The sequence below is a fragment of the Methylobacterium sp. FW102-HT35C08 genome, assembly GCF_058790235.1.
On the sequence record NZ_JBYTCL010000002.1, the window covers coordinates 2444427 to 2464546 of the forward strand.

At 71.9% G+C, this 20120-nt stretch carries 15 protein-coding genes and 1 pseudogene; 10 read left to right on the forward strand and 6 right to left on the reverse strand.

Translation table 11 applies throughout. From position 1 onward, the window contains the following. Positions 1 to 51: 51 nt before the first annotated feature. Together AC3WSN_RS11650 and AC3WSN_RS11655 are read left to right on the forward strand one after the other, a co-directional pair. Positions 52 to 2256 carry a primosomal protein N' gene (locus AC3WSN_RS11650; RefSeq protein WP_492538107.1) on the forward strand — a complete coding sequence of 735 codons (2205 nt, stop codon included), beginning with the start codon at positions 52 to 54 and terminating at the stop codon, positions 2254 to 2256. A gap of 175 nt (positions 2257 to 2431) precedes the next feature. Further along, on the forward strand, positions 2432 to 2794 hold the full coding sequence (locus AC3WSN_RS11655) for a SpoIIAA family protein (RefSeq protein WP_192708845.1): 363 nt from the start codon (positions 2432 to 2434) through the stop codon (positions 2792 to 2794). Between the two features lie 6 nt (positions 2795 to 2800). Here AC3WSN_RS11655 and AC3WSN_RS11660 read toward each other — a convergent pair whose 3' ends face one another. The 3 genes from AC3WSN_RS11660 to AC3WSN_RS11670 form a co-directional block, all read right to left on the reverse strand. Continuing rightward, positions 2801 to 3190 carry a hypothetical protein gene (locus AC3WSN_RS11660; protein WP_192708846.1) on the reverse strand — a complete coding sequence of 130 codons (390 nt, stop codon included), beginning with the start codon at positions 3188 to 3190 and terminating at the stop codon, positions 2801 to 2803. 254 nt (positions 3191 to 3444) lie between these two features. Next, entirely contained in the window at positions 3445 to 4839 is a 1395-nt protein-coding gene (locus tag AC3WSN_RS11665) for an amidase (RefSeq protein ID WP_492538110.1), read from the reverse strand. Between the two features lie 5 nt (positions 4840 to 4844). Next, entirely contained in the window at positions 4845 to 6446 is a 1602-nt protein-coding gene (locus AC3WSN_RS11670; RefSeq protein WP_492538112.1) for an ABC transporter substrate-binding protein, read from the reverse strand. Between the two features lie 208 nt (positions 6447 to 6654). On the opposite strand from AC3WSN_RS11670, the gene AC3WSN_RS11675 reads away from it, so the two are divergent. Genes AC3WSN_RS11675 through AC3WSN_RS11690 form a run of 4 tightly spaced genes read left to right on the forward strand, consistent with a single transcriptional unit; the run spans position 6655 to position 13298 of the window. Beyond that, positions 6655 to 8199, forward strand: coding sequence for an acetolactate synthase large subunit (locus tag AC3WSN_RS11675; protein WP_492543076.1), 1545 nt, complete (start codon positions 6655 to 6657; stop codon positions 8197 to 8199). Further along, entirely contained in the window at positions 8196 to 10655 is a 2460-nt protein-coding gene (locus tag AC3WSN_RS11680) for a penicillin acylase family protein (protein WP_492538114.1), read from the forward strand. The genes AC3WSN_RS11675 and AC3WSN_RS11680 overlap by 4 nt, the downstream gene beginning before the upstream one ends. Positions 10656 to 10686: 31 nt before the next feature. Further along, complete coding sequence (locus tag AC3WSN_RS11685) at positions 10687 to 12159, forward strand: M81 family metallopeptidase (RefSeq protein WP_492538116.1); 1473 nt, start codon at positions 10687 to 10689, stop codon at positions 12157 to 12159. Next, positions 12156 to 13298, forward strand: a complete 1143-nt coding sequence (locus tag AC3WSN_RS11690; RefSeq protein ID WP_492538118.1) for a M20/M25/M40 family metallo-hydrolase — start codon at positions 12156 to 12158, stop codon at positions 13296 to 13298. Before AC3WSN_RS11685 ends, AC3WSN_RS11690 begins: the two co-directional genes overlap by 4 nt. A 27-nt stretch (positions 13299 to 13325) precedes the next feature. Here AC3WSN_RS11690 and AC3WSN_RS11695 read toward each other — a convergent pair whose 3' ends face one another. Then, positions 13326 to 14720, reverse strand: coding sequence for an amidase family protein (locus tag AC3WSN_RS11695; RefSeq protein ID WP_492538120.1), 1395 nt, complete (start codon positions 14718 to 14720; stop codon positions 13326 to 13328). Between the two features lie 307 nt (positions 14721 to 15027). Between AC3WSN_RS11695 and AC3WSN_RS11700 the strand changes: the two genes are divergently transcribed. Continuing rightward, positions 15028 to 15189, forward strand: coding sequence for a hypothetical protein (locus AC3WSN_RS11700; RefSeq protein ID WP_192708853.1), 162 nt, complete (start codon positions 15028 to 15030; stop codon positions 15187 to 15189). Positions 15190 to 15261: 72 nt separating this feature from the next. Here the strand turns inward: AC3WSN_RS11700 and AC3WSN_RS11705 are convergent, their stop codons facing one another. Both AC3WSN_RS11705 and AC3WSN_RS11710 read right to left on the reverse strand, forming a co-directional pair. Beyond that, a complete protein-coding gene (locus AC3WSN_RS11705) occupies positions 15262 to 16170 on the reverse strand; it encodes a metallophosphoesterase family protein (protein WP_492538122.1) in 909 nt (302 codons plus the stop codon). Between the two features lie 64 nt (positions 16171 to 16234). Next, positions 16235 to 16723 (reverse strand): annotated as a pseudogene (locus AC3WSN_RS11710) (VIT1/CCC1 transporter family protein); the annotation flags it as partial. Between the two features lie 300 nt (positions 16724 to 17023). Between AC3WSN_RS11710 and AC3WSN_RS11715 the strand changes: the two are divergent. The 3 genes from AC3WSN_RS11715 to lpxK are packed head-to-tail and all read left to right on the forward strand — an operon-like array spanning position 17024 to position 20120. Then, positions 17024 to 17809: a lysophospholipid acyltransferase family protein gene (locus tag AC3WSN_RS11715; protein WP_492538124.1), complete on the forward strand. Its 786-nt coding sequence runs from the start codon at positions 17024 to 17026 to the stop codon at positions 17807 to 17809. Further along, positions 17806 to 19137, forward strand: coding sequence for a 3-deoxy-D-manno-octulosonic acid transferase (locus AC3WSN_RS11720; protein ID WP_492538126.1), 1332 nt, complete (start codon positions 17806 to 17808; stop codon positions 19135 to 19137). Before AC3WSN_RS11715 ends, AC3WSN_RS11720 begins: the two co-directional genes overlap by 4 nt. Then, the gene (lpxK, locus tag AC3WSN_RS11725) at positions 19137 to 20120 is read left to right on the forward strand and encodes a tetraacyldisaccharide 4'-kinase (RefSeq protein WP_492538128.1); all 984 of its coding nucleotides are present in this window, start codon (positions 19137 to 19139) and stop codon (positions 20118 to 20120) included. Before AC3WSN_RS11720 ends, lpxK begins: the two co-directional genes overlap by 1 nt.

A 20120-nucleotide genomic window follows, 5' to 3' on the forward strand; every position in this document is an offset into this window, starting at 1 on the left:
TTTCCGAGCCTGTGGTACGGACCCGGAACGGAGCCGCCCGAAAAGCCCTGCATGCCCATCGTCGCCGAGATCCTGATCCCGCTGGCCCTCGATACGCCCTACAGCTACGTGGTCCCGGCCGGGCTGGAGCTTGCCGTAGGCGACGTCGTGCAAGTACCGCTGGGTCCGCGCGAGATCGTCGGGGTCGTCTGGGGGCTGGCCGAGACCGCCGGCGGCTCGAACCTGCGTCCGGTGACCGGCCGCCTGCCCTACCCGCCGCTCTCGGAGCCTTTGCGCAGCCTCGTCGACTGGATCGCCCGCTACACGCTGGCGCCGAAGGGCTCGGCGCTCGCCATGGTGCTGCGCCTGCCCGATGAGGCGGCCGCCGCCGAGACCGTCCGGGTCGCGGTGCGGATCACCGACAAGCCCCCGTCCCGGCCCACGCCGGCCCGGACCAAGGTGCTGGCCGTCGCCGTGGATGGCGCCCTGCGCGGGAAGAGCGCGCTGGCCAAGGAGGCGGGCGTCTCGCTCTCTGTGGTCGACGGCCTCATCGATGACGGCGTCCTGGAGACCGTTGCGGTCGAGCCCGAGCCGGTCGCGCCGCCACCCGACCCCGACTTCCCGCGGACGCCGCTCTCTCCTGCCCAGGCCGAGGCCGTGGCGGCCCTCATCGAACCGTTCCCCTGGAAGCCGTCCCCGCCCGCAGATCGCCCCGAGCTCGCGGAAACCGACCTCCGGCCGGTCCTGCTGGAGGGCGTCACCGGCTCCGGCAAGACCGAGGTCTATTTCGAGGCGGTGGCCGCCTGCATCCGGGCGGGCCGGCAGGCGCTGATCCTGATGCCGGAGATCGCCCTGACGGCGCAGTTCCTCGACCGGTTCGCGGCCCGGTTCGGGGTGCGGCCGGCGGCGTGGCATTCCGGGATCGGCGGCAAGCGGCGCGAGCGCCTGCGGGCCGCGGTGGCCGAGGGCGAGGCGCTCGTGGTGGTGGGTGCGCGCTCGGCCCTGTTCCTGCCCTTCGCCCGTCTCGGCCTGATCGTGGTCGATGAGGAGCACGAGACCGCCTACAAGCAGGAGGACGGCGTCCACTATCACGCCCGCGACATGGCGGTGGTGCGCGGGCGGCTGGAGGGCTGCCCCGTGGTGCTGACCTCGGCGACGCCGGCGATCGAGACCCGGGTCAATGCCGCCCGGGGGCGCTACCGGCACGTGCGGCTGCCCGAGCGCTTCGGTGGACGGCGGCTGCCCGACATCGCCGCCGTCGACATGCGCCTCGACCAGCCCGAGCGCGGCCGCTTCTTGAGCCCGCCGCTGGTCAGTGCCGTGAAGCACACCCTGGAGCGTGGCGAGCAGGCGCTGCTGTTCCTCAACCGGCGGGGCTACGCGCCGCTGACCCTGTGCCGGGCCTGCGGGCACCGCTACCAGTGCAAGAACTGCTCGACCTGGCTGGTGGAGCACCGGTTCCGCCGGGCGCTCGTCTGCCACCAGTGCGGTTACGCCGAGCGCCGGCCGGAGGCCTGCACCGAGTGCGGCACCTTCGACAACCTCACCGCCTGCGGGCCGGGCGTCGAGCGGATCGCCGAGGAAGCCACTGCGCTGTTTCCGGACCGGCGCGTCGTCGTGCTGTCGAGCGACTTTCCCGGCGGCGCCGAGCGCCTGCGGCAGGAACTCGACGCGGTGGCGGCCGGGGAATGCGATGTCGTCATCGGCACGCAGCTCGTGGCGAAGGGCCACAATTTCCCGTTCCTGACCCTGGTCGGCGTGCTCGACGCCGATATCGGCCTGACCTCGGGCGACCCGCGGGCGGCGGAGCGGACCTTCCAGCTGCTCCAGCAGGTGACCGGCCGCGCCGGTCGCGGCGAGAAGCCCGGCCGGGCCCTCGTCCAGACCTACCAGCCGGACCATCCGGTGATCGCGGCCCTGCTGTCGGGCGACGCCGAGCGCTTCTACGCCGAGGAGATCGAGGCCCGCGAGGCGGCCGGCCTGCCGCCGTTTGGGCGGCTCGCGGCGCTGATCGTCTCGGCCAGCGAGCGCGAGGTGGCGGAGGCGCACGGGCAGGCGCTGGCCCGCGCCGCCGAGCCGCCCGAGGGCGTGATGGTCCTGGGCCCCGCCGAGGCGCCGCTGGCCCTGGTGCGCGGGCGATACCGCTTCCGGCTGCTGGTGAAGACCGAGCGCAACGTCGACCTGCAAGGCTACCTGCGCGCCTGGATCGCCCGCGGCCCGAAGGTGCGCGGCAACGTCCGGGTCGCCATCGATGTCGACCCGCAGAGCTTTTTGTAGGAGACTTCGCGGGCTTCCCGGCGAAGCCGAATCCGGATCGCCCGCCGGAAGCATGAGAGCAGGGGTTCAGAGCCGTGTCCGATCGCGGCGCGATCGGGTATGGCTCTTGCCACGGGCGGCGGACCCTGGCCGGAGACCGGCGACGGGACGCGGGCGGTTCCCGGAGGAGCGATCAGTGCTGACCTACACCAAGACGCCGGATTCCAATGTCGCCGAGATCGTGGTCGACGGGAAGATCACCGACGAGGAGATGAACGCGGCGATGACCGCCATGAAGGCCGACCTCGACAAGGGCGGCAAGATCAAGCTGCTGGAGGATATCCGCGCCTTCGAGGGCATGGAGCCGGCGGCCTTCTTCAAGGACCCGCGCTTCGGTTTCTCGATGATGAAGAGCGTCAGCCACGTCGCCCTGGTGACGGACGCACCGTGGCTGAAGGCGCTCGCCGAGACGTTCAACTTCGTCTCGCCGACCCAGATCAAGGTCTTCGACCGCGCCCGCCTCGACGAGGCGCGCACCTGGCTCGCCGCGGCGGCCTGAGCGCCGTCAATCGGCCTGCGCGGTGCGGGTGTCGCTGCGCCGCGCGGTCCAGTGGCCGGAGCAGAGGGACGACACCTTCCAGGTGCCCGCACCGCTGCCGGACTGGAGCCGCCCGGTCCCGGTGCCGCTCGCCGTCCCGTTGCTGACGGTCAGCCCGACGCTGCCGTCGGCGCCGACATGCCCGTTCACCCGGGCACCCGCGCCGCCCGAGATGAGCTGCACCTGCCCCTCGCGGATGGCGAGGGCGTAGGTGTACCGGGCGCTGCACAGGCCGCTCTCCGTCACCAGCTCCACCGACCAGCGCCCGTTATGCGTGCTCGGCTCCGCGCTGGCGGGCCGGCATGTCGGAAGGGTCAGGCCGGCGGCGAGGGCCGCGACCGCGGTCAGCTTGATCATGCGGGGATACTCTCGACGTTGTGCGCGCCGCCTCGTGCAGCGCGCGTGATCAGTCTCGTTGATGAAGGATGACGCGAGCCTGAACGAAAGAAACGGCGAGAGTATGACCGCGAGCGGTTCGACGACGACTGGCATCGGCCGGCGCGATGACGCGATGAATAGTCAAGCTCGCGACGGCCGATGCTGGGACCTGGTCTCGGAAGCCGGACGTTCTTCCACCGCGCGCCGGCTTCTCATCTGGAGCGCGGCCGGCGCTATCCCACCGGCGGCCGGCGCAGGTGCCAGTCGGTCGCGCGCTGGTAGGCCTGCCCGATCCGCAGGGCCATGGCCTCGTCGTAGGCCCGACAGACGATCTGGAGCGACAGCGGCAGGCCGGAGGCGGTGAAGCCGTCCGGCAGAGCCAGGGCGCAGAGATCGAGCAGATTGCCGAACCGGGTGAAACGGGACGGCAGATGCGCCTCGTCCACCTCGGACAGAGCCACGGCCGCGCATTCCGTCGTCGGCGTCAGCAGGGCGTCGATCCCGTCCAGGGCGGCCGCGTAGTGCAGCTTCATCGCGGCGCGGCGGTGGAGCGTGCCGAGATATTCCTGCGCCGAGACCTTGGCGCCGGCCAGGATCCGGGCCCGGACGGCGTCACCGAGCTGCGCGGCCGGATCCTCGGCCAGCGCGCCGTTGACGAAATAGGCCTCGGCATTGGTGATGCCGCTCATCGCCACGCAGTCGCTGAACCGGAACGGCAACGCGACATCGACGATCTCGGCCCCCTGTGCGGCCAGGACCTCCAGAGCCGCGTCGTAGGCGGCCAGCATGTCGGCGGCGACGCCCTCCCGCTCGGCCGCCGGCATGCGCCCGAGCCGCAGGCCGCGCACGCCGCGGTCGAGCGTCGCCCAGGGCGCGTCCGGCTGGATGCCGCGGGTGGACGGATCGAGGGGATCGGGTCCGGAGATCGCCTCGTAGAGGAGTGCGGCATCCTCGACGGTGCGGGCGAGCGGACCGGGCGAGTCCAGCGTGGTCGAGAGCGGCACGATCCCCCAGGTCGAGACGCGGCCGACCGTCACCTTGAGGCCCGTCAGCCCGCAGAAGGCGGAGGGCAGGCGCACCGAGCCGCCGGTATCGGTGCCGATGCCCCAGGGCGCCATCCGCGCCGCGACCGCGACGCCGGTGCCGCTGCTCGACCCGCCAGGCGTGCGCGGCGTCTCGACATCCCAGGGGTTCCAGGGCGTTCCGAGATGCTGGTTGGTGCCCCAGCCGCCGTAGGCGAACTCAACCGTGTGGGTCTTGCCAAGGACGATCATGCCTTGGCCGATCAGCCGCCGAGCGATCGTGGCCGTGCGCTCGGCCCGGCGCGACCGGTGGGCGGCGGAGCCGCCCATGGTGATCCGGCCTTCCAGGTCGATCAGGTCCTTGAGCACCACCGGGACGCCATGGAGCGGTCCCACCGCGTGGCCCGACCGGATCGCCCGGTCGGCGCCCTCGGCGGCGAGGCGCGCGTCGGCGCCGAAGACCTCCGTGAAGGCCTGGAGCTTCGGCTCCAGCTGTTCCACCCGGCCGAGCAGCGCGTCGACCGCGTCAACCGGCGAGAGGCTGCGCGACCGGATCGCTTGGCCGAGCTCGGCCGCGGAGGCGTGGACGGGATCGATATCGGGCATCGGACTTACTGCACGCTGACGAGGGTGAGGTCGACGAACCAGGATTGCGGCGAGACGAAGCCGTGGATCTTCTTCGACATCCCGCGGGGATTGAGGTCGTGGACGACGAACAGCCACGGCGGATTGTCCACCAGGCGCTCGTGGGCGATCTTAGTCTGCGCGTCGATCACCTTGGCATCGGTGGTCTCGGCGAGCGCCTTGAGGGCGGCGTCGAACTGGTCGTCCTTCCAGGTCGGGAAGTTGAAGCCGTTCGGCGGGAACCGGTCGCCCGCGAAGTAGCGCGCCATGACGGCGGCGTCCGACGAGGGCGAGGAGACGTTGAGCGCCATCGCGCCCTGGAGGCTCGGCGCGTCGGGCAGCGCCCGGCCGCCGTTCAGCAGCACCTGCCACTCGACCACGTTGAAGCTGACGTCGACGTTGCAGGCCTGCTTCAGGTTCTCCTGAAGGTACTCGTTCATCGGCATCGGCAGCATCTGGCCCGAGCCGGAGGAGGAGATCATCACCTTGAGGCTGAGCGGCTTCTTGTCGGTGTAGCCGGCCTCGGCCAGGAGCGCCTTCCCCTTGGCGGCGTCGAACGTGTAGCGGTTCTTCGGGGTGCCGAAATTCGGGTCCTTGTCGTTGAGCCAACCCGAAGCCGGCTCGGCCGTGCCGTTGAGCAGCTCGACGATGCCGGCCCGGTCGATGCAGTAATTCAGGCCCTGCCGGACGCGGACGTCCTTCAGCGGGCTGTCCTTGGCGCCGATGTTGAAGAAATAGGGCCAGACATGCGGGTACGAGCCCGTGGTGATGGTGAAGCCCGCCTGCTTCAGCGACGGGATCGCGTCGGGGGCCGGGACCTCGATCCAGTCGACCTGACCGGCTCGCAGCGCCGCCACCCGGGCGTTGGCCTCCGGGATCGGCATCAGCCGGACCTTGTCGACCTTGGCCATCCGGTTCGGGTCCCAGTAGCCGTCGTTTCTGGCAAGATCGACCGCCTCCCGGGGCGCGACGCGGGTGATCCTGAACGGGCCCGTGCCGGCCGCCGGCAGTGCGGCCACCTTGCTCCAGTCGCGCCCGGCCTTGTCGAACGAGGCCGGCGAGGTGAACAGCAGGTAGACCACCATGTAGGGGAAGTAGGACGCCACCTGCGTGGTGGTGATCTGGACCGTCGCGTCGTCGATCTTCTTGTACGATCCGACGATCGGCGCCCGGGCGCGGGAGATGCCGGCGGCCTGCGCCTCGAATTGCGGGCTGTCGTTCTTGAAGTAGCGGTCGAGGTTCCAGATCACCGCATCGGCGTTGAACGGCGTGCCGTCATGGAACTTGACCCCCTGGCGCAGGTGGAAGGTCCAGACTGCCTTGTCGTTCGGATCCTGCTCCCAGCTTTCGGCGAGCGCCGGGATGATGCCGGCAAGCTTGGTGGTGCTCTTGAGGTCCCACTGCACCAGCCCCTCGAAGATCGGGTAGCCGAGGAAGCGCATGCCCTCGAAGCCGTTGTTCGGCATGCCGGTGGTCGTGGGGATGTCGGACGCCGTCATGGCGATGCGCAGCACGCTCTCGGCGCTGGCCGGCGCGGTCAGAGCGACGGTACCGGCCAGGGCGGCGGCAATCAGGCGGCGAATTGTCATGTGCTTCCATTCGTCGAAGTTGCGGCGCGCCAACCGCAAATCCCGCGCCACGCTCAGGCTTAGGCCCTGCGTCCGGCGAACAGAAGATGCCGGACGTCGCCCCTTGCGCGTGGCGCCGGCTGCGCCACGATAATAAAAAATGCGAGTCACCGGCCGGCTGGGCCGGCGCGCGAGGGAGCTGCCCGTGAGCGATGGAACGCCGAGCAACATGAACGGGGCCGAGAGCCTCGTTCGGACCCTCGTGGAGGGTGGGGTCGAGGTCTGCTTCACCAATCCCGGCACCTCGGAGATGCACTTCGTCGCGGCCCTGGACCGGGTCGAGGGCATGCGCTGCGTCCTGTTCCTGTTCGAGGGCGGGGCGACCGGCGCGGCGGACGGCTACGCCCGCATGGCCGACAAGCCGGCCTCGACGCTGCTCCATCTCGGGCCCGGCCTCGCCAACGGGCTCGCCAATCTCCACAACGCCAAGAAGGCGCGCACCCCCGTCGTCAACATCGTCGGCGAGCACGCGACCTATCACCGGGAATACAACGCGCCGCTGACCTCCGACATCGAGGGTCTGGCCCACCCGATGTCGTCCTGGGTGCGGACCGGGATGAGTGCCGGCGAGATCGGCCCGGACGGCGCCGCCGCCATCGCGGCCGCCCGCACCGCCCCGGGTCAGGTCGCGACCCTGATCCTGCCGGCCAACACCGCCTGGGATCCCGGCACCGGGCCGGCGCCCGTGCCCGATATCCCCGCGCGGGCAAAGGCCGGCGACGACGCGATCGCGGCCGCCGTGAAGGCGCTTCACAGCGGCGAGAAGGTGCTCCTGCATCTCGGCGACCGGGCGGTCCGGAGTGAGGGCCGGGTGCTCGCCGACCGGATCGCCCGCAAGACCGGCGCGCAGATGCTGGCGATGACCTCCAATGCCCGGATCGACCGCGGCGCCGGCACCGTGCCGATCGAGCGCCTGCCCTACCCGATCGACCAGGGCATCGCGGCGCTGAAGGATTTCCGCCACATCATCCTGATCGGCGCGACCCCGCCGGTGGGCTTCTTCGCCTATCCCGGCAAGCCGAGCCTGCTGGCGCCGGAGGGCAGCACGACGATCACGCTGGCGACCCCCGAGGAGGACCAGATCGACGCCCTGGAGCGGCTGGCCGAGGCCGTCGCGGCTCCGCCGGCCGAGCCGGTCGCCGTCGGGCCCCGCCCGAAGCTCCCGGCCGCCGGCCCCCTCGATCAGGACACGATCGGGCAGGTGCTCGGCGCGTTGATCCCGGAGGGCGCGGTGATCTGCGACGAGTCGATCACCACGGGCCGGAACTTCTTCGCCCTTACCCGGGATGCGGCGCCCCACACCTGGCTCCAGCTCAGCGGCGGCTCGATCGGGCTCGGCATCCCGATGGCGACCGGCGCGGCCGTCGCCTGCCCGGATCGCAAGGTGATCAACCTCCAGGCCGACGGCAGCGGCCTCTACACCGTGCAGGCGCTCTGGACCCAGGCTCGCGAGCGCTTGGACGTGGTGACGCTGGTCTGGTCGAACCGGTCCTACGCGATCCTGCGGGCGGAGCTCGCCAATGTCGGCGCCCTCAATCCCGGCCCCAAGGCGCTCAGCATGCTGAGCCTCGACGAGCCGGCAGTGGATTGGGTGAGCCTCGCCAAAGGCTTCGGGGTCGAGGGGCGGCGAGTCGAAACGCTCGCCGACTTCATCGCGGCGTTCGAGCACGCTCTGGCCAATCCGGGGCCGCACCTCATCGAAGTGGCTCTGTGAGCGGGACACGCTACCGGCTCCCCGGGCTGGATGGCCCGGTCGAGATCCGGGTCGATCGCTGGGGGCTGGCGCATATCCGGGCCGGCACCGCGCTCGACGCCTTTCGGGCGCAGGGGTTCAACGCCGGCCGGGACCGGCTCTGGCAGCTCGACCTGTGGCGCAAGCGCGGCCTCGGCCTGCTGGCGGAGGATTTCGGCCCCGGCTACCTCGCCCAGGATCGCGCCGCCCGGCTGTTCCTCTACCGCGGCGACATGGCGGCCGAGTGGGCCGCCTACGGGCCGCAGGACACGCAGGCGATCGTCACGGCCTTCGTGGAGGGGCTGAACGCCTACGTGGCGCTCACCGCGGTGCGGCCCGAGCTGCTGCCGCCGGAATTCACCCTGACGGACACGCGCCCGGCCCGCTGGCAGCCGGAGGACGTGGTGCGCATCCGCGGCCACGGCCTGGTCCGCAACGTCCTCTCTGAGGTCGCCCGCGCCAGGGTGCTGGCCCGCGCAAAATCCCGGAAGGCCGGGCTTGCCGCCGACGATTTGCGCAAGCGCGTCAGCCCGCCGCACGAACCGGTCATCCCGGACGGGCTCGACGCGGCGGACTGGCCGGACGACCTCCTCGACGATTTCCGACTCGCCACGGCGACGGTCGGGTTCTCCCCCGAGCGCCTGGCGGCCGCCCGCGACGATGCCTGGGCCTGGAGCAAGGTCGATGCGCACGGCACCGTCACCCTCGGTCCGCGCGCCGCCCCGAAGGAGCCGGCAGAGGGCTCGAACAACTGGGTGGTCGGGCCCGCCCGCAGCGAGACTGGCCGCCCGATCCTCGCGAGCGACCCGCACCGGGTCTACCTGCAGCCGTCCCTGCGCTACGCGGTCCACCTCACCGCCCCGGGTCTCGACGTGATCGGGGCCGGCGAGCCGGCGCTCCCGGGCATCTCCATCGGCCATAACGGCCACGCGGCCTTCAGCCTGACCATCGCGCCGATGGATCAGGAGGATCTTTTTGTCTGTGCGACCGACCCGGCCGATCCCGATCGCTACCGGTCTGGCGATGGCTGGGAGAGGATCGCGCGCATCACGGAAAGCATCCCGGTGCGCGGCGGGCCGGACGAGACCGTGGTGCTGGGCTTCACCCGGCACGGGCCGATCATCCGCGAGGCCGGGGGCCGCGCCTTCGCGTTGCGGACCGTCTGGTCGGAACCGGGCGCTGCCGCCTATCTCGGCAGTCTCGCCTATCTCGGCGCCACCAGCCCCGAGGCCTTCGGCGCGGCCCTGCGTCACTGGTCGGCGCCCTCGGTCAATCAGCTCTACGCCGACGCGACCGGCCGGATCGCGTGGTTCATGGCCGGCAAGGCGCCCGTCCGGCCGGCCCATGACGGTCTGCTGCCGGTTCCGGGCGATGGCCGCTACGACTGGGCCGGCTTCCACGATCCGGCCGCCCTGCCCCGCAGCGTCGACCCGGAGGCGGGCTGGCTCGCCACCGCCAACGAGATGAACCTGCCGCCGGACTTTCCGGCCGAGGATCGCAAGGTCGGGTTCGAGTGGGCCGAGCCCTGGCGCGCCCGCCGCATCCGGGCGGTGCTCGGCGGGCAGACCCGGCACAGCCTCGCCGACTCGCAGGCGCTCCAGGCCGACATCGTCTCCGAGCCGGCCCTGCGTCTCGCCGATCTGATACGGGCGCTGCCGGCGCCCTCGGATCCCGATATCGCCTCCGCCCGGGCTCTGCTGGCCGCGTTCGACGGGGCGCTGCATCATGATTCCGCTGCGGCCGCCCTGATCGAGGTCCTGTGGGTCCACCACCTGCGCCCGGCGCTGCTCGGCGCGCTGGTGCTCGATGCCGGAACGCGCCGCCTGCTGCCGCCGGGCGACACGCAGAGCCTGATCGAGCGGCTGGAGACCAGTCTCGACCCGGCGGTGCGCGACGCGCTGTTGGCGGAGGCCTTGGGTGCCGCGTTCCGCGACTGCCTGGAACGGATGGGGCCGGATCCCATGGGCAGGCTCGCACCGGAAGCGGCAGGCGCCGTCACGCCCTCCCCTACAGAGGGGGGCGGCCGGGGTGCGGAGACGACCGCGCATCCCGAACCCCGCGCAGGCTGGTCCTGGGGCCGCCTGCACCACGCGCTGTTCGCCCATCCCCTCACCGCGCTTGAGAAGCCCGAAACCCGCTGGGATGTCGGGCCGCTGCCCGTGGGCGGGTCCGCGGCAACGGTCATGCACGCGGAGTACCGGACCGACACGTTCCGGCTCACCCACGGCGCCTCGTTCCGCATGGTCGTGGACGTGGGGGACTGGGACAAGTCGGTCTTCATCAACGTTCCGGGCCAGTCGGGAGACCCGCGAAGCCCGCACTACGCCGACCTCGCCCCGGTCTGGGGCGCCCAGGATCATGTGCCGATGCTCTACGGCCGCGCGGCCGTGGATGCAGCGACCGAGACGATCATCACCTTGAGCCCGTGCGCGTCCTGACCGGGCCGTCGGGACGGATTGGGACAGACCCTTGAAGATCTTCATCGCGGGCCTCGCCACCGAGACCAACACCTTCGCGCCGCTGCCCACGGGCCGAGCGGCGTTCCGGGCCGATTACGCGCGCCGCGACGGCACCCGGAACCCGCCGAGCCTCAGCAATATCGGCCTCAAGGCCTGGCGCGACCTGGCCGAGGCGGACGGGCACGCTGTCGTCGAGAGTCTCTCGACCTTCGCACAGCCCGGCGGGATCACCCTGCGCGCCGTCTACGAGGAGTTGCGCGACGCCCTGCTGGAGGATCTGAAGGCCGCGATGCCGGTCGACGCGGTGCTGCTGTTCATGCACGGCGCCATGGTCGCGGAGGGCTATGACGATTGCGAGGGCGACACGCTGGAGCGGGTCCGCGCCATCGTCGGGCCGGACGCCACGATCGGCGTCGAGCTCGACCTGCACTGCCATCTCACCGACACGATGCGGACGAGCGCCGACGTCATCGTGATCTACAAGGAATACCCCCACACCGACATCGTCGACCGCGCCCGCGACCTCTATCCGCTAGTGGTGCGGACGGTGTCGAAGGAGATCCGGCCGGTGATGGCCTACGCCGATTGCCGGATCATCAACATGTGGCGGACCAGCCGCGAGCCGGTGGCGGGCTTGGTGCGCCGGATGGAGGCGCTGGAGGGTCGCGACGGGATCCTGTCGGTCTCCTTCGGGCACGGCTTTCCGTGGGGCGACGTGGCCGATGTCGGCGCCAAGATGCTGGTCGTTGCCGACGGCGATGCCGGCAAGGCGCAGGCGCTCGCGGACGAACTCGCCGGCGTCGTCTGGGCCATGCGCGAGGAGGCGGCGAGCCGCTGCGACACGATCGACGCGGCGATCGATCTCGCCCTCGCCTCCGACGACCCGCGGCCGATGGTGCTCGCCGACTTCGCCGACAATGCCGGCGCGGGCGCGCCCTCGGACAACACCGCAATCCTCGCGCGTCTCGCCGAGCGGGGCGTCAAGGACGCGGCGCTGGGCTTGATCTGGGATCCCGGCGCGGTCGGCATCTGCCACGAGGCCGGGCTCGGGGCGACCTTCACGCTCCGGATCGGCGGCAAGTGCGGCGTCACCTCGGGTAACCCCGTGGACCTGCGCGTCACCGTGCGCGGCCTCTCGGAGGATCACAGTCAGACTGGGCTCAGCGGCGGCCGGGCCCATCTCGGCCCCGCGGCCTGGGTGGAGGCGGACGGAATCCACGTCGTGCTGACCCACAAGCGCCAGCAGGCCTTCGCGCCCGACGCCTTCACGGGTCTCGGCCTCAGCCTCGACGACAAGCGCATCATCGTGGTGAAGTCGATGCAGCATTTCTACGCCGCCTTCGCGCCGATCGCGAGCGAGGTCCGCTACCTCGCGGCGCCCGGGGCGGTGCCGCCGGATTACGGGGCCATCCCCTACACCAAGCGGTCGGGCGCCTACTGGCCGCGGGTCGCCGATCCCTTCGCCGAGGAGAAAGCCCGATGATCCCGGATCTCCACTTCGACGCGCGCGAGATTCTCGCGACCCTGCGCCCCTGGGTCGAGTGCGAGAGCCCGACCCACGACGCGGCGGCGGTGAACCGGATGATGGGCGTGGCCGCCCGCGACCTCGCTCTCCTGGGAGCCGCCGTCGAGACGATCCCGGGCCGGATGGGGCTGAGCGACTGCGTCCGCGCACGGTTCCCGCACCCCCGGCCGGACGTGCCGGGCATCCTGGTGCTCGGCCATCTCGACACGGTGCATCCGGTCGGCACGCTCGGGAGCCTGCCCTGGCGGATCGAGGGCAACCGAGCCTACGGGCCGGGCATCCTCGACATGAAGGGCGGCAACGTGATCGCGCTGGCGGCGCTCCGCGCCCTGGCGGCTTCCGGCATCGCGACGCCCCTGCCGGTGACCGTCCTGTTCACCGGCGACGAGGAGGTCGGCAGCCCCTCGACCCGCGACCTGATCGAGGCCGAGGCCGCCCGGCACGCCTTCGTGCTGGTGCCGGAGCCGGGTCAGCCCGAGAACGGCGTCGTCACCGGACGCTATGCCATCGCGCGCTTCGATCTGGAGGCTCTGGGCCGGCCGAGCCATGCCGGATCCTCGCCGCACGAGGGCCGCTCGGCCATCCGCGCGATGGCCCGTATGATCCTCGCGATCGACGCCATGTCGGATGCCGACTGCACCTTCTCCACGGGCGTGGTCTCGGGCGGGCAATGGGTGAATTGCGTTCCGACCGTCTGCCGCGGGCAGGCGCTCAGCATGGCCAAGCGCCAGGCCGACCTCGACCGCGGCGTCGCGCGGATGCTGGCCCTGTCTGGCGAGGCGGACGGCGTCCGCTTTACCGTGACCCGGGGTGTGACCCGGCCGGTCTGGGAGCCGGATGCTGGCGGCCTGGCCCTCTATGAGCGGGCGCAGCGTCTGAGCGAGGCGCTCGGCCACCCCCTGCCCCACCGCAGCGCCGGCGGCGGCTCCGACGGCAACTTCACCGGCGCCAATGGCATCCCGACGTTGGACGGCCTCGGGCCGCTCGGCCAGGGCTATCATACCCTGGAGGAGCACCTACTGATCGACACGCTGGCCCAGCGAGCGCAGTTGTTCGCGGCTCTGCTGGCGGATCTGGGTGCAGCGGCGCAGGCCTGAGCCCGCATCCGCTGCGGCCCGCGCCCGTCAGGCGGGATCCACCGGCATGTCCGGCACCCCGCCGGCCTCGATCGCCGCGCCCGCCGCGAGACACAGATCCTCCCGGTAGCGCGCGGCGACGAGCTGCACGCCCACGGGCGTGCGCCCGACGAGGCCCGTGGTGACGGTGAGCGCCGGGATGCCGAGGGTCGCCAGGCCGACCTGCAGCAGGTTCGCCTCGAAGGCCCGGGCGATGCCCGCATCGCCGGTGCGGTCGAGCCCGTCCGGGAACGGCAGCTCGCCGGAGACCGGCACCAACAGAACCGGGTTCTCGGCGAGGAACAGGGACCAGTCCCGGGCGAGGGTCGCCCGCCGGGTGAGGGCCCGGGCGATGGCGTCGGGCGTCATCGTCTCCGCCCGCGTCCGGAAGCTCTCCAGAAGGCCGATCGCGGCAGGGTCGCCCTCACGCTCCGCGGCGGCGCGGACGGCCGCGTAGCCGTCGCCCAGCCAGAGCTGGAGCTGGAGCTCGCTCGCCTCGCGGATCGGCGGCGTGTCGGCGATCTCCGTGACCGTCCAGCCGGCCTCGGTCAGGCGGCGCGCGGCGTCCCGCAGCGCTGCCTCGACCTCCGGGACCACAGCGAGACCGCCCGGCCGGACGCAGAGCGTGGCCCGCCGCGGGCATTCCGGGCCCACCAGGGGCGCGGGGACCCACCAGGGGTCGCGCGGATCGGGCGCTGCCATGACCTCCAGGCCGAGGCGGATATCCGCGATGCTGCGGGCGAGCGGTCCCGACACCGCCATGAGCTGCGGCCCGATCCCGCGCTCGGGTGAGGACGGATTCCAGGCCGGGATGCGGCCGAGGCTCGGCCGAAGGCCATGGACCCCACAGGCATAGGCAGGATAGCGCACCGAGCCGGCGATGTCGGTGCCGTGGGCGATCGCTCCAATTCCAGCAGCGACCGCGGCGCCCGCCCCGCCCGACGAGCCCCCCGGCGTCAGTGCCGGATCGCGCGGGTTCTTGGTCTCGCCGTGCAGCTGGTTGGTGGTGAACCAGCGCAGCGAGAAGGCCGGCGTGTTGGTCCGCCCGAGCAGCACCGCGCCGGCACGCCGGAGATTGGCCACCACGGGACTGTCCTCCTGGGCAACCAAGTCCCGCTGCAGGCGCAGGCCGTTCGTCGTCGCGAAGCCGCGCTGATCGGCATTCACCTTGACGGTCACCGGCACGCCCGCGAGCATCCCTGCTTCCGCACCGCGCGCCCGCGCCGCGTCGACGGCGTCCGCCTGCCTCAGCACGTCCTCAGGACGATGCTCGACCACGGCGTTGATCCGGCCATTGACCGCGTCGAGCCGCGCGAGGGCATCCTGCGCGGCCTCGCGCGCCGAGACCTGGCCGGCGCGGATCAGGGCCGCGAGATCGGTCGCCGTCAGACGCCAGAGCTGCATGGGGGTTCCTTTCGTCTGGCCCGACAGGGCCGATCCATCCTGCGATTCGCGGCGCCTCGGGCGCTCCGCGAACCTAATTCAATATGCAAGCGGGCGGCCGCTTTTTTATGCAGCTGGGGATCGTCAGGGCCCGCAAGGGTTTGCCGCGCTGCAGCAGAATTACCTAAGCATTCGTCCGCCTCGCACTCTTGCCAGCCCGTAAACGACGGCTAACCTAGTCGTCGTTCGCGCGTTCGACCCGCCAATCCAGCAAAAAGGACGATCTCCTCAGACGAAGGCAGGCAACCTCCAACAAAGGCAGGCTCCCATGGCAGAGGTGATTCGCGTCAAGCCGACACATGACGGCACTTACACCGTGTATCGCGGGGCACTCGCGCTGATCTGCGGCCTGACACGTCTTCAGGCCGAGCGCTACGAAGCGAGTCTCAGCCGGCAACAGCGCGCCGATCTCGCGGCGGTCGGCGTCTGATCTCCCACGGACGACCATCGACGATCATCAGGCCGGCGCGACCGAGGACGGGAGCCGTGCCGGCCGATCATCTCAGGCGAGGCCGACGGGCCCAAGGTCGCCCATTGCCCCCGCCGCATCGAGGCCCCGGCGCCGGGCGCTGACCGCGTAGCCGTCTCCGGCCCGAGCGATCTCGTACAGCAGATAAGAGGCCCGGCGCGAGGCGATCGCCCCGTGGCCGTCGGGGCGGGCCGAGGCCGAAGGCGCGCCGACGACCGGCACGCCGCGCCCGTCCGGACCCGGGATGACGGCGCTGCTGGTGACGTGGTTATGGCCGTGCAGGATCAGGTCCGCGCCGGCCCGCCCGATCATCGCCGTGAAGGCGGCCGCGTCCTTCAGTTCACGCCCCGGCGAGGCCCCTCCCGGCTGCGGCGGGTGATGGATCATCACGACGCGGAACGGCCGGCCCGGCTCCGTGGCCAGCGCCCGCAGCAGCACCTCGGCGGCGGCGAGCTGCGGCGCGCCGAGCCGTCCGGTGGCCACGAAGGGCTTGGTCGGGATCGCGCTGGAGAGGCCGACGAGGGCAAGCGGCCCGCGGCGCCGAAGAAAGGGGAAGCGTCCCGAAGACCCGGTGTCGTCGCCCGTGTAGCGGCCGCAGGCGGCGAGCAAACCCTCCAGCGAGCCGCGGACATAGGCGTCGTGGTTGCCCGGGACGAAGCTCACCGTTTCGGGAGGGCCCAGGGCTTCGAGGAAGGTCCGCGCCGTTTCCCACTCGCTCGGCAGGCCGATGTTGCACAGGTCGCCCGTACAGGCGACGTGCCCCGCCCCCTGCCCTTTCAGGTCGGCAACCAGGGCTTCCAGGACGGTCATGTCGTGGCTGCGCGAGCGGCCGCGCCGCCAGTTCGCGTAGCCAGTGGCGCGTTTGCCGATGAGCTGGTGCAGGCGCACGCGACCGAGGGGGCCGACATGCGGATCGCTGAGATGGGCGAGGCGGAAGGTCAACGCCGGAGGTCACCCTCGAGACGGCCACGGGACGCGCTCCGCATCGCGGGCGCGGGGCCCGTCGTCAAGCGCTACCGATGAGGATCCCGGCGGCGAGCACCAACGCGCCGCCGAGCATCACCTGCATCGCGGCCCGCCAGAACGGCGTCGCCATGAAGCGCGTGCGGATCGCCGCGATGACGACGAGTTCGACGGCTACCACCAGCACGGCGAGGGTCGTGGCGAGGAGAAACGGGTTCGGCCAGCCCGCGGGAAGCGTTTCGGGGATCGCATAAGGCAAGGTGTGGCCGAGGCCGCCGAGCGTCGTCATGGCCCCGCAGACGAGACCGCGCATCAGTGGGTCGCCTCGCCCGGTGACGCTGCCGTCGTCCGACAGGGCTTCCGTGAATCCCATGCTGATCCCGGCGCCCACCGAGGCAGCCAGGCCGACCAGGAAGGTCGCGCCATTGTGACCCGTGGCAAAGGCCGCCGCGAAGATCGGCGCGAGGGTCGACACGGAGCCGTCGATCAAGCCGGCGAGGCCGGGCTGGACGTAGCGCAGGACGAAGGTGCGATGGGCGTCCGCGGCCGCGCCACCGGAGCTTTCGAGAACGGCTGCCATGGGCTGGATTCCCGTTTAGACGAATTCCAATCTATAGTTTGGAACGTGTCTAAACAAGGGCTCGTGCCGTGTTTTTGCCGTGCGGCGGGAGCAAGCGCTGCGCCGGGACGGCCGCCCCGGCGGGCCGATCACAAACGTCTGGTTGTGGACGTGGCCGGTTGTTTCGGCTTCGGCGCGGGAGCTAGACCATGCGCGGTCAAATTCGATCCGGAACCGATCGGGCGGCGGCTTTCCAGCCGCCCCAGGCATGACATGAGCCTCGGCAAGCGTTTTCTCCGACATCCCCTCGTGCAGCGCAGTCTCGGGCGCCTCGCGGCCTCCTATCTCCGGCTGGTGCGGCGCACGAACCGCTTCGAGATCCATGCCGGGAGCGCGCCTCCGGGAGGCGTGGACGCCTGGATGGACGCCCACATCCCGCTCATCGCCGGGATGTGGCACGGCCAGCACATCATGATGCCGTTCATGAGCCGTCCGAAAGACCGGGTGGCCACGATCATCTCGAAGAATCCGGACGGCAACATCAACACCATCGCGTTGGAGCACCTCGGCGTGCGAGTGATGCGGGCCTCCGGCGCCCGGGGCCGGAACCGGACGACCGACCACCGCGCGAAAGGCGGGGCCGAGGGATTGCGGGGCATGCTCCGGGCCCTGAAGGAGGGTGAGTCGGTCGCCTTCAGCGCGGACGTGCCGAAGATCTCGCGTCGCTGCGACGCCGGGATCCTGACGCTGGCACGCCTTTCCGGCCGTCCCATCGTCCCGGCCGCCGTGGTCACGAGCCGGCACCTGCGCTTTGGATCCTGGGACCGCGCCTGTCTCGGCCTGCCGTTCGGGCGCGGCGCGATCGTGCTCGGCGATCCCATCTACGTGCCGCGCGACAGCGAGGGGGACGCCTTCGAGACGCTGCGCCGCTTCGTCGAGGCCGAGATGAACCGCGTGCATGCGCGCGCCTACGCGCTGGTCGGGCGCGCCGACCGCGCGGCGCTCTATCGGGATCCGGCCGCGACGGCCGCCCCGGCCTCGGCGGGAGACGTCGCGTGAGGCGCCCCTCTGTGACCCTGCCGCTCCAGGCCTACCGGGCGGGCCTGCGGATCGGCGAGCCGGCGCTGACCGGGCTCCTCGCGTGGCGGGCGCAGCGCGGCAAGGAGGATCCGCTGCGGCTGCCCGAGCGGCGCGGGCTGCCGGGCCGGGCGCGCCCGGTCGGGCCGCTGGCCTGGATGCACGGAGCCAGCGTCGGCGAGGCGCTGTCGCTGATCGGCCTCGTCGAGGGCATGATCGCCCGCGGCTTCTCCGTGCTGGTGACCACGGGCACGCGCGCGGCCGCCGAACTGATCGGCTCCCGCCTGCCGTCCGGCGCGGTGCACCAGTACATGCCCCTCGACGCCCCGCGCTGGATGGCGCGCTTCCTCGACCATTGGCAGCCGGACCTGGCGGTGATCGCCGAGTCGGAGATCTGGCCCAACACGATCCTCGCCCTGGACGACCGCGAGATCCCGCTGATCCTGGTCAATGGGCGCATGTCGGAGCGCTCCTTCCATGGCTGGGAACGCTGCCCCCGCACCGCCAAGGCGCTTCTGTCGCGGATTGCGATCTGCCTGACCCAGACGCAGGAGGATGGCGAGCGCTTCGCCAAGCTCGGCGCGCCGCGGGTGAGCATCGCGGGGAACCTGAAGTTCGACGCGCCGGTGCCGCCGGCCGACCCGCAGCAGCTCGCCTATCTGGGCGCCATGCTCGCCGGCCGGCCGGTCTGGGTGGCGGCGAGCACGCATCCCGGCGAGGAGGCGATGGTCGCCTATGCGCACGCGGTGCTGAAAGCCCGGTTCCCGCAACTCCTGACCATCATCGCCCCGCGGCATCCGGCCCGGGGCGCCGAGGTGGTCGCGTGCGCGGACGCCCTCGGCCTGCGCAGCGCCCGGCGCTCCACCGGTGGACGGCCCCACCCTTCCGTGGAGGTCTACGTCGCCGACACGATCGGCGAACTCGGCCTGTTCTATCGTCTCGCCCCTCTGGTGTTCCTCGGCGGCTCCCTGGTGTCGCGCGGCGGCCAGAACCCGATCGAGCCGGTGCGTCTGGACACGGTCGTCCTGCACGGCCCGCACACCGAGAACTTCGCGGTGATCTACAGCGCCCTCGACCGGGCCGGCGGCGCCCTGTCGGTGCGCGACGGCGTCGAGCTGGCGGCGGTCGCCGGCGAACTCCTGGGCGATCCGGGACGCTTCGGCGGCATGATGCAGGCCGGGCAGAGCGCCCTGCGGCCCTTCGAGGGCGCGGTCGCGCGCACCCTCGCGGTACTCGATCCCTTCGTCGCGCAGATGAAGCTTCAGCGGCTCGACCGCGGCGGTCCCGTGCGCCCGCTCGCGCGGGTCTGATGCGGCCGCCGGCCTTCTGGGCGGCGGGGCCGGATCATCCGGCCGCCCGCTGCCTCGCGCCGCTGGGGGCCGCCTACGGAGCGCTCGTGGCCCGGCGCATGGGCCGGCCGGGCGCGCGGGCGGGCTGCCCGATCCTGTGCCTGGGAAACTTCACTCTCGGTGGCGCCGGCAAGACGCCGGCCGCCTTGGCCCTGGCCGCCGTGCTCGCCGCCCTCGGCCGCACGCCCGCCTTCCTGTCCCGCGGCTATGGCGGCCGAACGGCCGGCCCGGTGCAGGTCGATCTCGCCCGGCACGATGCGGACGCGGTCGGCGACGAGCCGCTGCTCCTGGCCCGCCGGGCGCTGACGGTGGTGTCCCGTGACCGGCCGGCCGGAGCCGCCCTGTGCCGGGCGCTCGGGGCCGACACCATCGTGATGGATGACGGGCTGCAGAACCCGAGCCTCGTGAAGGATCTCGGCCTCGCCGTGATCGATGGTCCCGCCGGCCTCGGCAACGGTCTGCCGGTCCCGGCCGGCCCGCTGCGCGCGCCGCTCGACCGCCAATGGCGGCACGTCGCCGGGCTGATCCTGGTCGGGGACGGGGCACCGGGCGAGGCGGTCGCCCGCACGGCCGAGGCTCGGGGGCTGCCGGTCCACCGGGCGCGCCTCGTCCGGGAGACGGACGATCTGGCGGGCCAGCGCTGTCTCGCCTTCGCGGGGATCGGCCGACCGGACAAGTTCTTCGCAACGCTCGCCGAGGCGGGGGCGGTGATCGCGGCGACGCGCCCCTTTCCCGATCATCATCGCTATCGGGCCGGCGAGCTGGCCACCCTGGCCGCCGAGGCGCAGCGGCTCGGCGCCGATCTCGTCACCACCGAGAAGGATGCGGTGCGCCTGCCGCCCGCCTTCGCGGCCCGGGTGCGCGTGCTGCGCGTCCGGCTCGCCTTCGACGACGCGGGGGCTCTGCGCCGACAGGTTCAGGGCGCGCTCGCCGGCGCGCCGTGA

Excerpts from the sequence above, each read along its gene's own strand:
- AC3WSN_RS11650 (WP_492538107.1), top strand. The coding sequence starts at position 52 with ATGCCCATCGTCGCCGAGATCCTGATCCCGCTGGCCCTCGATACGCCC.
- AC3WSN_RS11660 (WP_192708846.1), bottom strand. The coding sequence starts at position 3,190 with ATGATCAAGCTGACCGCGGTCGCGGCCCTCGCCGCCGGCCTGACCCTT.
- AC3WSN_RS11665 (WP_492538110.1), bottom strand. The coding sequence starts at position 4,839 with ATGCCCGATATCGATCCCGTCCACGCCTCCGCGGCCGAGCTCGGCCAA.
- AC3WSN_RS11670 (WP_492538112.1), bottom strand. The coding sequence starts at position 6,446 with ATGACAATTCGCCGCCTGATTGCCGCCGCCCTGGCCGGTACCGTCGCT.
- AC3WSN_RS11675 (WP_492543076.1), top strand. The coding sequence starts at position 6,655 with ATGAACGGGGCCGAGAGCCTCGTTCGGACCCTCGTGGAGGGTGGGGTC.
- AC3WSN_RS11690 (WP_492538118.1), top strand. The coding sequence starts at position 12,156 with ATGATCCCGGATCTCCACTTCGACGCGCGCGAGATTCTCGCGACCCTG.
- AC3WSN_RS11695 (WP_492538120.1), bottom strand. The coding sequence starts at position 14,720 with ATGCAGCTCTGGCGTCTGACGGCGACCGATCTCGCGGCCCTGATCCGC.
- AC3WSN_RS11700 (WP_192708853.1), top strand. The coding sequence starts at position 15,028 with ATGGCAGAGGTGATTCGCGTCAAGCCGACACATGACGGCACTTACACC.
- AC3WSN_RS11715 (WP_492538124.1), top strand. The coding sequence starts at position 17,024 with ATGAGCCTCGGCAAGCGTTTTCTCCGACATCCCCTCGTGCAGCGCAGT.
- lpxK (WP_492538128.1), top strand. The coding sequence starts at position 19,137 with ATGCGGCCGCCGGCCTTCTGGGCGGCGGGGCCGGATCATCCGGCCGCC.